The sequence below is a fragment of the Halomonas sp. LS-001 genome, from assembly GCF_052983955.1.
Genome location: NZ_CM129816.1, coordinates 2,855,261 through 2,869,337, shown reverse-complemented (window position 1 = coordinate 2,869,337; position 14,077 = coordinate 2,855,261). Strand labels below are relative to the sequence as shown.

The 14,077-nt window shown below is 54.6% G+C and carries 15 protein-coding genes and 3 tRNA genes; 15 read left to right on the top strand and 3 right to left on the bottom strand.

Annotated features, from left to right (window positions below):
- The first annotated feature begins 81 nt into the window (after nt 1-81).
- From ACU6TU_RS12925 to ACU6TU_RS12915, 3 genes are all read left to right on the top strand, one after another.
- Nucleotides 82-174 (top strand) — tRNA-Ser (locus ACU6TU_RS12925).
- Between the two features lie 28 nt (nt 175-202).
- A tRNA-Arg gene (locus tag ACU6TU_RS12920) sits at nt 203-279 on the top strand.
- 52 nt (nt 280-331) lie between these two features.
- Nucleotides 332-408: transfer RNA gene (locus ACU6TU_RS12915), tRNA-Arg, on the top strand.
- Nucleotides 409-600: 192 nt separating this feature from the next.
- Here ACU6TU_RS12915 and ACU6TU_RS12910 read toward each other — a convergent pair.
- Entirely contained in the window at nt 601-1,596 is a 996-nt protein-coding gene (locus ACU6TU_RS12910; protein WP_447144252.1) for a tRNA dihydrouridine synthase, read from the bottom strand.
- 193 nt (nt 1,597-1,789) lie between these two features.
- On the opposite strand from ACU6TU_RS12910, the gene ACU6TU_RS12905 reads away from it, so the two are divergent.
- The 3 genes from ACU6TU_RS12905 (at nt 1,790) to ACU6TU_RS12895 (ending at nt 5,383) form a co-directional block, all read left to right on the top strand.
- Nucleotides 1,790-2,047 carry an OadG family protein gene (locus tag ACU6TU_RS12905; RefSeq protein WP_447141808.1) on the top strand — a complete coding sequence of 86 codons (258 nt, stop codon included), beginning with the start codon at nt 1,790-1,792 and terminating at the stop codon, nt 2,045-2,047.
- Nucleotides 2,048-2,234: 187 nt separating this feature from the next.
- Entirely contained in the window at nt 2,235-4,046 is a 1,812-nt protein-coding gene (gene oadA, locus ACU6TU_RS12900; protein WP_447141807.1) for a sodium-extruding oxaloacetate decarboxylase subunit alpha, read from the top strand.
- A gap of 14 nt (nt 4,047-4,060) precedes the next feature.
- A complete protein-coding gene (locus tag ACU6TU_RS12895; protein ID WP_447141806.1) occupies nt 4,061-5,383 on the top strand; it encodes a sodium ion-translocating decarboxylase subunit beta in 1,323 nt (440 codons plus the stop codon).
- A gap of 122 nt (nt 5,384-5,505) precedes the next feature.
- Here ACU6TU_RS12895 and ACU6TU_RS12890 read toward each other — a convergent pair whose 3' ends face one another.
- Both ACU6TU_RS12890 and ACU6TU_RS12885 read right to left on the bottom strand, forming a co-directional pair.
- Complete coding sequence (locus ACU6TU_RS12890) at nt 5,506-6,141, bottom strand: YigZ family protein (RefSeq protein ID WP_447141805.1); 636 nt, start codon at nt 6,139-6,141, stop codon at nt 5,506-5,508.
- Nucleotides 6,141-6,536, bottom strand: coding sequence for a S24 family peptidase (locus ACU6TU_RS12885; RefSeq protein ID WP_447141804.1), 396 nt, complete (start codon nt 6,534-6,536; stop codon nt 6,141-6,143). Before ACU6TU_RS12885 ends, ACU6TU_RS12890 begins: the two co-directional genes overlap by 1 nt.
- Nucleotides 6,537-6,793: 257 nt before the next feature.
- Here ACU6TU_RS12885 and ccmA point away from each other — a divergent pair, with 257 nt between their 5' ends.
- The 9 genes from ccmA (at nt 6,794) to ccmI (ending at nt 14,036) form a co-directional block, all read left to right on the top strand.
- Complete coding sequence (gene ccmA / locus ACU6TU_RS12880; protein WP_447141803.1) at nt 6,794-7,414, top strand: cytochrome c biogenesis heme-transporting ATPase CcmA; 621 nt, start codon at nt 6,794-6,796, stop codon at nt 7,412-7,414.
- 53 nt (nt 7,415-7,467) lie between these two features.
- Nucleotides 7,468-8,172, top strand: coding sequence for a heme exporter protein CcmB (gene ccmB, locus ACU6TU_RS12875; protein WP_447144251.1), 705 nt, complete (start codon nt 7,468-7,470; stop codon nt 8,170-8,172).
- A 12-nt stretch (nt 8,173-8,184) separates the two neighbouring features.
- Nucleotides 8,185-8,925, top strand: coding sequence for a heme ABC transporter permease (locus ACU6TU_RS12870; RefSeq protein WP_447141802.1), 741 nt, complete (start codon nt 8,185-8,187; stop codon nt 8,923-8,925).
- Nucleotides 8,926-9,156, top strand: coding sequence for a heme exporter protein CcmD (gene ccmD / locus ACU6TU_RS12865; RefSeq protein ID WP_447141801.1), 231 nt, complete (start codon nt 8,926-8,928; stop codon nt 9,154-9,156).
- Entirely contained in the window at nt 9,156-9,662 is a 507-nt protein-coding gene (gene ccmE / locus ACU6TU_RS12860; RefSeq protein ID WP_447144250.1) for a cytochrome c maturation protein CcmE, read from the top strand. Before ccmD ends, ccmE begins: the two co-directional genes overlap by 1 nt.
- Nucleotides 9,663-9,773: 111 nt before the next feature.
- Nucleotides 9,774-11,813 carry a heme lyase CcmF/NrfE family subunit gene (locus ACU6TU_RS12855; RefSeq protein WP_447141800.1) on the top strand — a complete coding sequence of 680 codons (2,040 nt, stop codon included), beginning with the start codon at nt 9,774-9,776 and terminating at the stop codon, nt 11,811-11,813.
- Entirely contained in the window at nt 11,810-12,337 is a 528-nt protein-coding gene (locus tag ACU6TU_RS12850; RefSeq protein WP_447141799.1) for a DsbE family thiol:disulfide interchange protein, read from the top strand. The genes ACU6TU_RS12855 and ACU6TU_RS12850 overlap by 4 nt, the downstream gene beginning before the upstream one ends.
- The gene (locus ACU6TU_RS12845; RefSeq protein WP_447141798.1) at nt 12,328-12,798 is read left to right on the top strand and encodes a cytochrome c-type biogenesis protein; all 471 of its coding nucleotides are present in this window, start codon (nt 12,328-12,330) and stop codon (nt 12,796-12,798) included. The genes ACU6TU_RS12850 and ACU6TU_RS12845 overlap by 10 nt, the downstream gene beginning before the upstream one ends.
- On the top strand, nt 12,795-14,036 hold the full coding sequence (ccmI, locus tag ACU6TU_RS12840; protein WP_447141797.1) for a c-type cytochrome biogenesis protein CcmI: 1,242 nt from the start codon (nt 12,795-12,797) through the stop codon (nt 14,034-14,036). Before ACU6TU_RS12845 ends, ccmI begins: the two co-directional genes overlap by 4 nt.
- Nucleotides 14,037-14,077: the final 41 nt, after the last annotated feature.

Below are 14,077 nucleotides of genomic sequence, written 5' to 3'. Positions count from 1 at the left end.
TTCTCTGGTTAAACTGAAAAAAATTGTCGCAGGACTGGACAACGCCAGGTTAAATCGGTAATATTTGCGCCGTGCTGTTGAGGAGAGGTGGCCGAGTGGCTGAAGGCGCTCCCCTGCTAAGGGAGTATAGGGTTTATAGCCCTATCGAGGGTTCGAATCCCTCTCTCTCCGCCAACCAGCGGTACAAAAGTTTAGTCTGTATGCGCCCGTAGCTCAGCTGGATAGAGTATCTGACTACGAATCAGAGGGTCGGAGGTTCGAATCCTCCCGGGCGCGCCAGCTAGATGTTTTAACAGGCATCTTTAGCCTGAACAGAAGTACATTTTTATACGCGCCCGTAGCTCAGCTGGATAGAGTATCTGACTACGAATCAGAGGGTCGGAGGTTCGAATCCTCCCGGGCGCGCCAGATTCCAAACCCGCTCTCTCCTGAGAGCGGGTTTTTTGGTCGATATACGAATGAATTGAACTGGGTTGAATTGAACCAGCTTGAGTTGAGCCAGGTTAATGTGTTTCCTTAAGCTGGATCGGTTGTAGCTCGCTGCCGATCCTGCGATCGTCTAGCGCCCTCCGCTTATTGGCGGCAGGGCGCTTTTTTTATTCAGGCGTTTTCTGCAAGAAGAGAGCTGGCGTCTTCCGTTCGCTTGATATTGTCTTCGGGCGTTATCAGGGCGCCAAGTAAGGCGTCTAGCTTTGTGATACGTTTGAGGCGATGAAAGTGCTGGTTGGCTTCCGTATTACCCTGGCGCATCTGAGCCAGCCATTGCTTGACCAGTGATGTGACAACGCGTTCGGGTAGTTTCTGGCATTGCAGGTAGGCATACGTCTTTAATACCTCAGCGCGCATGTTCCAGGTGGTTTCCGGCAGGCGTTCGCCGGTAGCCTGCCAGTGACGAATGCGTGGTGCCAGCCAGGGGTCTGCCAACGCCGCTCGGCCGAGCATGACATCACAGCAGCCCGACAGCGTGCGTGCCTTCCAGTAGTCTTCCAGCGTCCAGATATCGCCATTGGCGACCACGGGAATGTTAACGTGATGGCGTATTTTGCCAATCCATTCCCAGTGGGCGGGAGGGCGATAGCCTTCATTGCGGGTGCGGCCATGCACGACAAGCTGGCGGGCACCGCCGGCTTCCACTGCTTTGGCACAGGTAACGGCCTGGAGGCGATTGGCGAAGCCAAGGCGTATTTTGGCAGTGACGGGAATGGCACCGTCAAGTGCTTCTGCGACGGCGTTAACCGCATTGAAAACCCGCTCAGGGTTGCGCAACAGAGAGGCGCCACCGTCATGACGGTTGACAAGTTTGGCCGGGCAGCCGAAATTCAGATCAATGCTGATAGCACCTAACTCCAATGCCTGGCGTGCATTGGCGGCGAGTGTTTTCGGGTCGGAACCGAGTAGCTGCAGGTGCACAGGAACACCGCTGGGCGTTGCCACGGGGGATTGCTGTAACGGTTGCAGGAGTTCCGGGCAATGCTTATAAAACACGCGTGGAGGAAGGCGCGCATCCACGACGCGGACAAACTCAGTGACCGCCCAGTCAAACCCTGCTTCTCGGGTGAGCAGGTCCCGGGTCAGTGCGTCGATAACGCCTTCCATCGGGGCTAGGCCTATTCTGCCTTTATGTAGTAAATTAACAACGTTGACTTCCACTATGGGTCCATTGCATTTAATAGTGAGTGTGGCAGTTTAGTGTACCACCCTTATCGCACGAATCATGGTGTTGGCTCTTTCGCTAGGCATTGACCAGGCGCTTACCCGGCACCGAGGCTCGAAACAAGGAGCAACTCTCATGCAGGATACGAATTTGCTGAACGAAGGCCTCTCCCTGATGGGGATGGGTATGGGGTTTGTGTTTATCTTTCTGACGGTTCTGGTGATCACTGTCACGCTGATGTCGGGTGTCGTCAGGCGATTTCAGCCTGCCGCACCTGCCCCGGCAGTAAAGCGTTCGACGAGCTCTAATGCCGCTGCCATCAATCAGGATGAAGAGGTGATGGCGGTTATAAGCGCTGCAGTTCATCGCTATCGTCGTCATAAAGATCTCTGAAAAAGCCGAAATACCCCTTTCTTTTTTGCGTTTAGCTACGTAAATTAACCACGTAAAGGTCATTCATATAGATGAGTGGTGGAGCAATCTTCAACCGCTTAACAGCTGATTTTTAGCGGCTGGTTTGTAGCGGCTCATTTTTAACGGTTTACTTTTAACGACTCACTTTTCAATGCGAGATAACGTCATGAAAGAGACGAAGCGCCCTTTGGGGATCACGGATGTTGTGCTGCGGGACGCCCACCAGTCGCTTTTTGCTACGCGTTTGCGCCTGGATGACATGTTGCCAATCGCGGAGAAGCTCGATCAAGTCGGCTTCTGGTCCCTGGAGTCCTGGGGCGGCGCCACCTTTGATGCCTGCATTCGTTATTTGGGCGAAGACCCATGGGAACGTATTCGGGCACTAAAAAGTGCTATGCCGAACACGCCTCAGCAAATGCTGCTGCGTGCTCAGAACCTGTTGGGCTATCGTCATTATGCTGATGATGTCGTTGACAAGTTTGTCGAGCGTGCCAAAACCAACGGTGTCGATGTGTTCCGTGTGTTTGACGCAATGAATGACCCGCGTAATTTTGAGCGCGCCATTCAGGCGGTACGTAATGTCGAAGGACATGCTCAGGGCACTATTTCCTATACGGTAAGCCCGGTACATACCCTGGATAGCTGGATAGATCTGGCCAAGTCTCTTGCTGATATGGGTGCAGATTCGCTGGCTATCAAGGATATGGCGGGGCTGTTAACGCCTTACACGGCGTTCGAGCTGGTGACGCGCCTCAAACAGGAACTGTCGATCCCCATTCACATGCAATGCCATGCCACGACAGGGCTCTCGACGGCAACGATTCTCAAAGCAGTGGAAGCGGGCATTGATAATGTAGATACCGCGATTTCCTCGATGTCCATGACGTATGGCCATAGCCCGACAGAGTCCGTTGTCGCGATGCTCAAGGATACGGATCGTGATACCGGTCTGGATCTGGAGTTGCTGGAAGATATTGCGGGTTACTTCCGGGAAGTGCGTAAAAAATATGCGGCTTTTGAAGGGTCTTTGAAAGGCATTGATTCGCGCATTCTGGTCGCGCAGGTGCCGGGTGGCATGCTCACCAACATGGAAGGCCAGCTGAAAGAGCAGGGCGCAGGCGACAAGCTGGATGAGGTGCTCAGCGAGATTCCCCGTGTCCGTGAAGACCTCGGTTTTATACCGCTGGTGACGCCTACCTCACAGATTGTAGGTACGCAGGCGGTGATGAATGTGATGATGGGCGAGCGTTACAAGTCCATTTCCAAAGAAGTGCAGGCACTGCTTAAGGGCGAATATGGTGCCGCACCTGCGCCCCTTAATGCTGAGCTGCAAAAGCGTGTTCTGGAAGGTGGTAAGCCAATTACCTGCCGTCCTGCAGATAACCTGCAACCGGAAATGGATAAGCTGACAACAGAGCTTCGCGACAAAGCCAAATCCGATAATATCCGCCTGGCAGAAGGTGAGCGCCAGATTGACGACGTGCTGACATATGCGTTGTTTCCACAGATTGGCCTCAAGTTCCTGAAAAACCGTGATAATCCGGATGCCTTTGAGCCAGCGCCTCAGATGCCGGACGATAAGGCCGCCTCTGCAAAAGCGCCGTCAGCGGCACCTAAGGCAGTTTCGCAAGGGCCGGAAACCTATACCATCAAGCTGAACGGTAAAGCGTTTGTTGTCGAGGTCTCTGAAGGCGGTGAAATCGCTGATGTTCAGCAGCAAGATGGCAAAGAAACTACTCAAGCTGCGCCAGCCGCTCCGGCGCCTAGTGGTGAAGCCATTAATGCGCCGTTGGCAGGCAATATCTTCAAGGTGAATGTTAAGCCGGGGGATGTCGTCGCATCGGGGGATGTCGTGATCATCCTTGAAGCGATGAAGATGGAAACCGAGGTGCGAGCCGCCAGTGACGGAACGGTATCAGCCGTGAAAGTCAGTGAGGGCGATAGTGTCTCCGTTGGCGATACGCTGATCGAACTCTAAGGGGCTTGCGCGTTATGGATAAGTTAATCACGTTATGGGAAGGCTCGGGGCTTTATAACCTTGAGCTGGGCCAGGCGGTGATGATTGTTGTCGGACTTTTGTTGCTTTATCTGGCAATTTATAAAAAGTTCGAGCCGTTATTGCTGGTGCCGATCGGTTTTGGTGGCATTCTGGCCAATATTCCTGAAGCCGGGTTGGCAATCTCTGCGCTGGATCAGGCCATTGAAGTGGCCAAGCCCGCAGTACTGCAGCAGATTGCACCGGCATTGGGTGTCGTGCTGGATCCGCTGGGCAACGTGGAAAGCTGGCGAGAAGCCCTGAAAAGCGTGGCGCATGGCGAGTCTTCCGCTGAAGCGCTACGTGCGGCAAAAGATGTAGCCACGAATGTGGGTTACAGCGATGGCATGCTCTACAGCTTTTACAAAGTGGCGATTGCTTCCGGGGTCGCGCCTTTGCTGATTTTTATGGGCGTTGGTGCGATGACCGATTTCGGCCCGCTGCTGGCTAACCCGCGGACCCTGTTTTTGGGCGCTGCTGCCCAGTTTGGCATCTTTGCGACCTTGTTCGGGGCGGTTCTGTTGACGTCAATGGGCGTTATGGACTTCTCGCTTAATCAGGCCGCTGCGATAGGGATTATTGGTGGCGCTGATGGCCCGACATCCATCTATGTTGCCAGCGTTCTGGCACCAGAGCTGCTGGGTGCGATTGCGGTGGCGGCCTATGCCTATATGGCACTGGTGCCGCTTATTCAGCCGCCAATCATGCGTTTGCTGACCACGCAAAAAGAGCGTGAAATCTCCATGACGCAGTTGCGCCCGGTCTCCAAGCTGGAAAAAATCATTTTCCCGTTGATGTTGCTGATACTGGTGGCGCTGTTTCTGCCTGATGCTGCACCACTGCTGGGAATGTTCTGTTTCGGCAACCTGATGCGGGAATGTGGTGTCGTGGAGCGTCTTTCCGACACGGCCCAGAATGGGTTGATTAATATTGTAACCATTATTCTGGGGTTAGCCGTGGGTTCCAAACTGATGGCAGAAAGCTTCCTGTCAGTGGAAACCCTGGGCATTCTCGGTTTGGGAATCGTGGCGTTCGGTATCGGCACCGCCGCCGGGGTGTTGATGGCCAAGCTGATGAATCTGGTCAGCCGTATGCCGATTAATCCATTGATTGGTGCAGCAGGCGTGTCAGCGGTGCCAATGGCGGCGCGCGTGGCCAATAGAGTCGGGCTGGAAGCCAATCCACATAACTTCCTCTTGATGCATGCCATGGGGCCTAATGTGGCGGGGGTGATTGGCTCTGCCGTTGCAGCCGGGGTGATGATCAAGTACCTGGGCTAATGCTGATGAAGCATGAATAGGGTAAACCCTGGTGTGGCAAAACAGCGGTAACAATGCGGCATGTGCGATTTTCGCGCATGCCGTATTTTTTTGTCTGTTAGTAGGCATTAATCCAGGGCGCATTAAACCCAGGGCGATTGATTATCGGTTTCGATGTTGAGTGTCGTTTTGAGACGGTTTTCCAGGGGGCTTAGATCCTGTGGCTCATCACGCGGCCAGCCGAAAGATAACTTAACACCGTCCCCATCATAGTCAGCATGCAGAATGGGTAAGGTATTCTCCTCGCACCAGGCACGGGCCTGAGCCTCCTGAGAAAAATTCAGGCGTATCGTCAGGGTGTCGCGTTCGATGATTTCACGGCTAGGTAGGGTTTCAAGCGCCTGGCTGACAGCCTGGGCATAGGCACGTGCCAGCCCGCCAGTGCCTAACTTGGTGCCGCCGAAGTAACGCGTTACGACACAGCCGATTTCACCGATGTTGCTACCATTGAGCACCTGAAACATGGGGCGGCCTGCGGTGCCGCCGGGTTCGCCATCATCAGAAAAACCGATGGCGGTCTGTTCTCCCGGTGCACCCGCAATAAAGGCACTGCAATGATGACTGGCATTAGGGTGTTCATGCCTTGCCGCTTCTAATAGGGCATGAAACCTGTCAGTGGAAGGGGTATGTGCCACCCAGGCAATGAACTGGCTTTTTTCAATCTCGATTTGATGGGTATGCCAGGTATGCGCGTCCAGCGCAGGAACAAGGTAGCGCATTAATGCTCCGTTGGATGATGTTCAACCCCCATCACAAGACTTAATACCTGCATGTCCTGATTGTGCAGATAAATGGCCGGTGAATCATCTTGTGGCAGGAGTCGCAAACCATGGCGGTCAATGGCCAGGCTTTGCAGTTTGATCGGCTGATGATTGATTTCTGCGCTTGCCGTTTCTTGAGCCGTTCCTACTTGGCAACGCCGAATGATAATGACATCTCCATCAAACAGGTTGCAATCACACATGCGATTCCCACGAATCCTGACCGCATAGGTGTTGTGGCGGGTGGTTTTACGATGTTGGGTGCTGAGGGGCATAGTGTTGGAGTGGTTGATGTTGAGGCGAGCCGCTGGCGGCAGCGGTTGATCGAAAGAGATAGCAGTCGAAGGGCTCATCAAAAATCTCCAGCATCAAAAGCGTTATGTTCGATAAAACAAGAATTGGTTGTTTTGCATAAACATGTTTTTTCATACAGTAATTTCAGTATACATGGTTTTTCATACAGTTCAATTTCCTTGCGCCAAGGGAGTTATCTGTATGTTGACGCTGAGTACATGGGGTGGATGCGACCTGGCGCCGCAGGAGGTGACTGGCGGGATTGACGCTTTCCGTGTAGAGTTCTCGGCGAATTCAAATCTGTCTGGAGAGCGCCTTGAGCCTGTGTCTTCAAGCCCGACAGCTAGCTTGCGAGCGAGATGAGCGCTGGTTGTTCAGTGGCCTTGATGTGGACATTCGCAGTGGTGAAGTTGTCCGTATTGAAGGGCCCAATGGCAGCGGTAAAACCACGTTACTCAAGATCTTTTCCGGGCAGCTGAGCGACTACCATGGCGAGCTGATCTGGAACGATGAGCCCATGCGTCAGGTGCGTGAGCATTTTCTGGCCAACCTGCTTTATCTAGGTCATTCCCCCGGCGTGAAAACGGGGTTGAGTGCGCTTGAAAACCTGGCCTGGTATCAGGCACTGGATGGTCAACAGAATAACGAAGCGGCCAGCTGGGAAGCGCTTGAAACGGTCGGGCTCGCTGGCTTTGAAGATGTGCCGGCTGGCCAGCTTTCGGCTGGTCAACAGCGCCGTATTGCACTGGCAAGGCTGACCTTGACCCCACGTATATTATGGGTGCTGGATGAACCGTTTACTGCCATTGACCGTGACGGTGTGGCGGCTCTGGAGGCACAGCTGACGGCGCATGCTAATAAGGGTGGGTGCGTTATCGTAACGACCCACCATGAGTTATCATCATCACCCGCCTTACGCCGCATCCAGCTCGGGTAATCATGAAGGAGAGAGTGGTGTCGCAGTATGAAACCGCCAAAGTTGCCCCGAGCCTGGAACCGCGTTTGAAAGAACCCGGGGACGGCATCGCACTGGCGCTGAAGGCCACCCTCAAGCGGGACCTGGTGTTGATGCTGCGCCGTCGTGGCGAAGTGCTCAACCCATTAGTGTTTTTTGCTTTGGTGATTACCCTGTTTCCGATTGGTATTTCACCAGACCCGGACTTGCTGGCACTGATAGCACCAGGGCTTTTGTGGGTGGCGGCACTATTGGCGGCGCTGCTTTCGCTGGACAGCCTGTTCCGCAGCGATTACGACGATGGCAGCCTTGAACAGCTGCTACTTGCTCCGCAACCGCTTTCGGCGCTGGCGTTAGCCAAGGTGGCGGTTCACTGGCTGTTGACCGGTCTTCCGCTGGCACTCATGGCGCCAATATTGGGTATCATGCTGGCGCTTCCGGCGGGCAGTTATCTTGTGCTGGCGATTTCGCTGGCACTCGGCAGTGCCACGTTAAGCCTGATTGGTGCCATCGGTGCAGCGCTAACTGTTGGGTTGGCACGAGGCGGCGTTCTTTTATCTCTGCTAGTGCTGCCGTTATATATACCCGTACTTATTTTTGGTGCCGGTGCCGTTCAGGCAGCGATTGTCGGCGATGCGGTTACCGCTCATCTGGCCATTCTCGGTGCATTGCTGGCGGTTGCCCTGATGCTGGCACCCTGGGCGATTGCAGCATCGTTGCGAATCAGTATTAACGGTTGAGGACACGCGGACATGTGGGCTTTTATTCATAAGCTGGGCTCGCCCAAATGGTTTTATCGAATCAGCGCGAAGCTGCAACCCTGGTTCTGGGTGGCCGCCACTGTGCTGATTGTCATCGGAACGGTGTGGGGGTTGGTATTTGCCCCGGCGGATTACCAGCAGGGCAACAGCTTCCGGATCATCTATGTACACGTGCCAGCGGCTTTTCTGGCGCAGTCCATCTTTGTCTCCATGGCGGTTGCCGGGCTGGTATTCATGGTCTGGAAAATCAAGGTGGCAGACATGGCAGCCGCCGTGATGGCACCGCTAGGGGCAGTCATGACGTTTGTTTCGCTGTTTTCCGGTGCCGTCTGGGGAGTGCCTACCTGGGGTACCTGGTGGATGTGGGATGCCCGCCTTACCTCGATGTTGATCCTGCTGTTTCTTTACCTGGGTGTCATTGCATTGAGAGGGGCGTTTAATAGTCGCGACAGTGCCTCGCGGGCAGCCTCTGTGCTGGCCATGGTGGGAGTGATCAATATTCCGATCATTAAATATTCAGTTGACTGGTGGTACACCCTTCATCAGCCAGCCACCTTCACCGTCACGGGTCGCGCGGCTATGCCCTCTGAAATGTGGTTGCCGTTACTGATTATGGTACTGGGCTTTTACAGTTTCTTTATCGCGCTGACGCTAATGCGTACGCGCAACGAAATTCTGCGCCGTGAGTCGAATAAACGTTGGGTACGTGAGCTGATAGAGGAGGCCAGGTAAATGGCATTTAGCTCTTTCGCCGAATGGATCGCCATGGGCGGTCATGCCCCCTACGTATGGTCTGCCTGGGGCGTAACACTTTTGCTGATGATGGCGTTGGCGTGGCATGCGCGATATGAACGCCGGCAGCTTATTGATGGGCTCAAACGCCGCGCCCGCAGGGAGCATGCACGCCTACGGCAAAGCGATACGCAGGCGACGGTTTATCCAGTTGATCAAGGGGAGTCATGATGACGCCTAAACGTAAGCAGAAAATGTTCGTGATTCTCGGCCTGGTGTCGCTTACTGCTATTGCTGTTGGGCTAACGCTTTACGCGCTGAGAGCCAATATCAACCTGTTTTTCAGCCCGGTGCAGATTGCCCAGGGCGATGCTCCGCTGGAGCGTACCATTCGCGCTGGCGGCATGGTGAAAGAAGGCAGCGTGGCGCGTGATACTGAAACGCTCGATGTGGAATTTGTGGTGACGGATTATGTCGATGATCTGGACGTTTATTACAGCGGTATTTTGCCGGATCTGTTTCGTGAAGGGCAGGGTGTCGTTGTTGTCGGCCAGCTACAGGCAGATGGCCGGTTCCGCGCTGATGACGTGCTGGCCAAACATGATGAAAGCTACATGCCTCCAGAGGTTGCTCAGGCGTTGGAAGAAGCAGGATACAAACCGGAAGACTATCAGGCTAAAGCGGCAGAAGTTGGCAAGCGCCTTGAAGCCAGGAGTGCATCCGAAGCGAGTGAATAACAAGCAAGCGGATAATAAGTAAGTGAATAACAAGTAAGTGAATAAAGAGGCAAATGCATAACCAGGTACTGCCTCGCTATGAAAACCGTTACGTGCTGACCCGGAGCAACCATGTTCACTGAAATGATTCCTGAAATAGGCCATTACGCCCTGGTACTGGGCCTGTTAATGGCGGCTGTTCAGGCCGTTATGCCGTTGGCCGGTGCGGCGATGCGCAAACCTCTATGGATGGCGTATGGCCTGCCGATGGCTGTTGGCCAGTTTGTGTTTATCGGCATTGCTTATGCGTGCTTGACGGCCAGTTATATGCTGGATGATTTCAGCGTTGCCAACGTCGCGAATAACTCCAACTCACTGCTGCCCTGGTACTACAAATTCAGCGCCGTCTGGGGCAACCATGAAGGTTCCGTGCTGCTGTGGAGCCTGATGCTGGCCGGGTGGAGTTTTGTTGCCGCGCTGTTTTCGCGCAACCTGCCGCGTGACATGGTCGCTCGGGTGACCGGTGTGATGGGCTCTGTATGTGTGGGTTTTCTGCTGTTTATTTTGATGACGTCGAATCCTTTTGAACGCTTGTTGCCCGGCATTCCTCAAGACGGCGCTGATCTTAACCCACTGCTGCAGGATTTCGGTCTCATCATTCACCCGCCGATGCTCTACATGGGCTATGTTGGCTTTTCGGTTGTGTTTGCGTTTGCGATTGCCGCCTTGCTTGGCGGTCGTCTGGATGCGGCCTGGACCCGTTGGGCTCGCCCCTGGTGTAACGTCGCCTGGGCATTTCTTACTGTCGGTATTGCGCTTGGCAGTTGGTGGGCCTACTACGAGCTTGGCTGGGGCGGCTGGTGGTTCTGGGACCCGGTCGAAAACGCATCGCTGCTGCCCTGGTTAACCGGCACGGCGCTGATCCACTCGCTGGCAGTCACTGAAAAGCGCGGCTCGTTCAAAAGCTGGACGGTCCTGCTGGCGATTGCCACGTTCTCACTGTCGTTGATGGGCACCTTCCTGGTGCGTTCCGGCGTGCTGACATCGGTTCACGCCTTTGCCAATGACCCGGCGCGGGGCTTCTTTATCCTGATGCTGCTGGCGATAACAGTGGCCATATCGCTGTTTATTTTTGCTCTGCGTGCGCCACGGGTGAGTCATCAGGTTGGCTTTAACTGGCTATCTCGGGATGCCTTATTGCTCATTAACAATATCATGCTGGTTATCATGACAGTGACAGTGCTGCTGGGTACCCTGTATCCACTGATTCTCGATTCACTGGACCTTGGAAAAATCAGCGTGGGGCCTCCCTATTTCAATGCGCTGATTGTGCCATTGACCGTCATCATGTGCCTGTTTATGGGCATGGGGCCGGTATCGCGCTGGAAGCGTATGCCGGGCCGCGAGCTGTATAAGCGGTTATGGCTTTCCGGTGTGGCTGCGCTGGTGATAGGTGCCCTGATCCCGGTGTTTTACGGCCCGGAATGGAATGTCTGGGTGGCCATCGGCATGATAACGGCACTATGGATCGTGATTCCCATGCTGCGCGATATCGTTGATAAAGTGCGCCATGCCAGCTCCTTCATGGCGGGGTTGAAAAAGCTCTCGTTTGCCTATTGGGGCATGGTGCTGGGTCACCTGGGGATTGCCGTTCTGATTGTGGGGGTGGCCGTGGTGTCCAATTACAATCTGGAGCGCAATGTCAGGATGTCACCAGGTACCAGTGTTGAGTTGGGCGGTTACACCTTTACCATGACGGAGTTAACAGACCGTCGTGGCCCCAATTTTCTGGCGGATACGGCGATCATTAACGTTCAGCGCAACAGTGGTGGACGCAGCTTCATTATGCGCCCTGAAAAACGCCTCTATCTGGCAACCGGCATGCCGATGACTCAGGTAGCGCTGCGTCCTGGTTTGCTCCGCGATCTGTACGTGGCAATGGGCGAAGATCTGGGCGATGGCAGTTGGGCCATGCGTATTCAGTTCAAGCCCATGGTGCGCTGGCTGTGGCTGGGCGGGCTCCTGATGGCTGCTGGTGGGTTGCTGGCGGTGGCAGATAAGCGTTACCGGCGCGTCAGAGTGCGTGAGCAAAAACCAGCGCCTTCTACCAGCGTTGCTGCTCAGCCACAAAGCGCTCAGCTGAAAAACATGGCACGGGAGTCTGGCGTATGAACCGGCGCGTGTTGTTATTTCTCCCTTTGCTTGGGTTTGCCGGGTTGGCGCTGTTCTTTTATTACGGGCTTGGACAGGACCCCTCCTATCGGGATTCCGCCTTGATGACCCGAGACTTTCCGGCGTTTGAAGCCTCTACGCTGGAAGACCCGGAGCGCCAGGTGGATAACTCCTTGCTGACGGGCGAAATTACCCTGGTCAATGTGTGGGGCGAATGGTGTCCCGCCTGCAAGCAGGAAATGCCACAGCTGCTTGATCTTGCTGATCATGGAATTCGCATGGTGGGTATCAATTACCGCGATACCCGTGAAAAAGGCCGCGAGTTTCTTGATGAGTTCGGCAATCCCTTCGAGATCAATATTTTTGATCCTGAAGGAGAACTGGGTTTTGATTTAGGCGTTTATGGCGCACCGGAAACGTTTCTGGTGGATGCGCAGGGGGTGATTCGCTATCACCATACCGGCTACATTTCACCAGAAGACGTGCGTAATACCCTGCTGCCCGAGGTGGAAAAATGGCGTTAATTCGGTGGGTGACAGCCTTGGCTGCCTTGTTGATAAGTTTCAGCGTAATAGCCGCTGGTATCGAACTGCGTGAATTCGACGATCCCGTGATGGAAGAGCGCTACCGTGATCTGACAGGCTCAATGCGCTGTCCGCTATGTGAAAATCAGGCGATTGATGATTCCGATGCGCCCATCTCAGGGGATATGCGCGAGCGCATCTATCAGCTGTTACAGGACGGGCAGTCGGATATCGAGATCACCAATCATATGGTCTCGCGCTTTGGGGAATATATTCTGTACAACCCCCGCCTGGAAAACCGTACCTATCTGTTATGGGGTATTCCTATCGCGCTTCTGCTGGGAGGCTTCCTGCTGGTGGTGCTGATAGTACGGACGCGGCGTAATGCGTCGGCATCATCGTTAAGCGCGGAAGAGCAGGCCCGCCTGAATGAACTTATTAATCGCGAGAGGTCTTCATGACGCCGCTGTGGATTGCCTTTGCTGTCTTGTTATTACCCGCTATCTGGCTGTTGATATTGCCGCTGCGTCAAGCCCGCCCATTGCACGACGCCCAGCGGGATTATGAAGCCAATGACACAACGGCTGAACAGAATGTCGCGATTTATAAACGTCGTCTGGCCTCGCTGGAGGCTGCCAGGCAGCGTGGTGATATCGATGACGCCCGTTTTGCTGATGATCGGCTGGAGCTGGAACGCAGTTTGCTGGAAGATACCGCCACTGTGAAGCGTCGCCCGCTCAAGACGTACACATCAGGACGCTTTGCCGTGCCGCTGGTGCTGCTGGCGGTCATTGGAACCAGTGTGGTGTGGTATCAGTTTGAGGGAGCCGAGGGCGACCTGATGCTACTGCAGACTCAGCGTGAGGTGCAGAACCATCCGGAAGGCTCGTTGGCCATGTATCTCGAACGGATGGAAGAGCAGGCGGTGCTCCAGCCAGACAATCCAAACGTCTGGTCTGAACTGTTCCCCATCTATCGTCAGACAGGTCAGTCTGAAAAAGCGGTCGATGCACTGGAACGCCTGATTGAAATCGAAGGCCGTCAGGCACCGTTGCTGGCTCAGCTCGCGCAGATACGGTTTTTTATGGCCGAACGTCAACTGACCCCTGAGGTTCAGGCATTGGTGGACGAAACGCTGGAAAAGGATTCCAGACAACCTACCGTGTTGGGGGTGATGGGCATTCATGCCTTTGATTCAGGGGATTATGAAACCGCCATTGACCGCTGGCGTCGGGCTATTGCCAACATCCAGGACCCTGACACCGCTGCCTCTCTGCGCGAAGGGATCCGCGTCGCTCAGCAACGCCTGGGTGTCGAACCCTCAGCTGAACAGGTCCAGGGGCCCGCGATTCGTGTCAATGTCACCCTGGATGATGCACTGGCCGAGCAGGTGTCACCGGAAGCAAGCGTCTTTGTGGTTGCGCGAGACCTGGCCGGTGAATTACCGCCATTGGCGGTTGCCCGTGCTCAGGTCGCTAACTTACCAACAACGTTTGTGCTTGATGCCAGCAGTGCCATGTCGCCGCAGGCGTCGCTGAGCCAGGTAGACGAAGTGCGCTTGATGGTACGTGTATCGCCCACCGGCCAGGCAACGCCTCAGCCGGGAGATCTGTTTGGTGATCTGGATAACGTCGCGGTAGGTGCGGCGGGCGATGATACCGAGGCTGTCAATGTCGTGATTGACAGTGTTTTTGAATAAGCGCTCTTTGAATGAGCGTTCTTTGAATATGCCACGTAGCC

Coding starts and splice junctions, on each gene's coding strand:
- ACU6TU_RS12850 (WP_447141799.1), top strand. CDS start 11,810: ATGAACCGGCGCGTGTTGTTATTTCTCCCTTTGCTTGGGTTTGCCGGG.
- ACU6TU_RS12845 (WP_447141798.1), top strand. CDS start 12,328: ATGGCGTTAATTCGGTGGGTGACAGCCTTGGCTGCCTTGTTGATAAGT.
- ccmI (WP_447141797.1), top strand. CDS start 12,795: ATGACGCCGCTGTGGATTGCCTTTGCTGTCTTGTTATTACCCGCTATC.
- ACU6TU_RS12870 (WP_447141802.1), top strand. CDS start 8,185: ATGTGGGCTTTTATTCATAAGCTGGGCTCGCCCAAATGGTTTTATCGA.
- ACU6TU_RS12890 (WP_447141805.1), bottom strand. CDS start 6,141: ATGCGCTACCTTGTTCCTGCGCTGGACGCGCATACCTGGCATACCCAT.
- ccmE (WP_447144250.1), top strand. CDS start 9,156: ATGACGCCTAAACGTAAGCAGAAAATGTTCGTGATTCTCGGCCTGGTG.
- ACU6TU_RS12855 (WP_447141800.1), top strand. CDS start 9,774: ATGTTCACTGAAATGATTCCTGAAATAGGCCATTACGCCCTGGTACTG.
- ccmD (WP_447141801.1), top strand. CDS start 8,926: ATGGCATTTAGCTCTTTCGCCGAATGGATCGCCATGGGCGGTCATGCC.
- ACU6TU_RS12885 (WP_447141804.1), bottom strand. CDS start 6,536: ATGAGCCCTTCGACTGCTATCTCTTTCGATCAACCGCTGCCGCCAGCG.
- oadA (WP_447141807.1), top strand. CDS start 2,235: ATGAAAGAGACGAAGCGCCCTTTGGGGATCACGGATGTTGTGCTGCGG.
- ACU6TU_RS12905 (WP_447141808.1), top strand. CDS start 1,790: ATGCAGGATACGAATTTGCTGAACGAAGGCCTCTCCCTGATGGGGATG.
- ACU6TU_RS12910 (WP_447144252.1), bottom strand. CDS start 1,596: ATGGAAGGCGTTATCGACGCACTGACCCGGGACCTGCTCACCCGAGAA.
- ACU6TU_RS12895 (WP_447141806.1), top strand. CDS start 4,061: ATGGATAAGTTAATCACGTTATGGGAAGGCTCGGGGCTTTATAACCTT.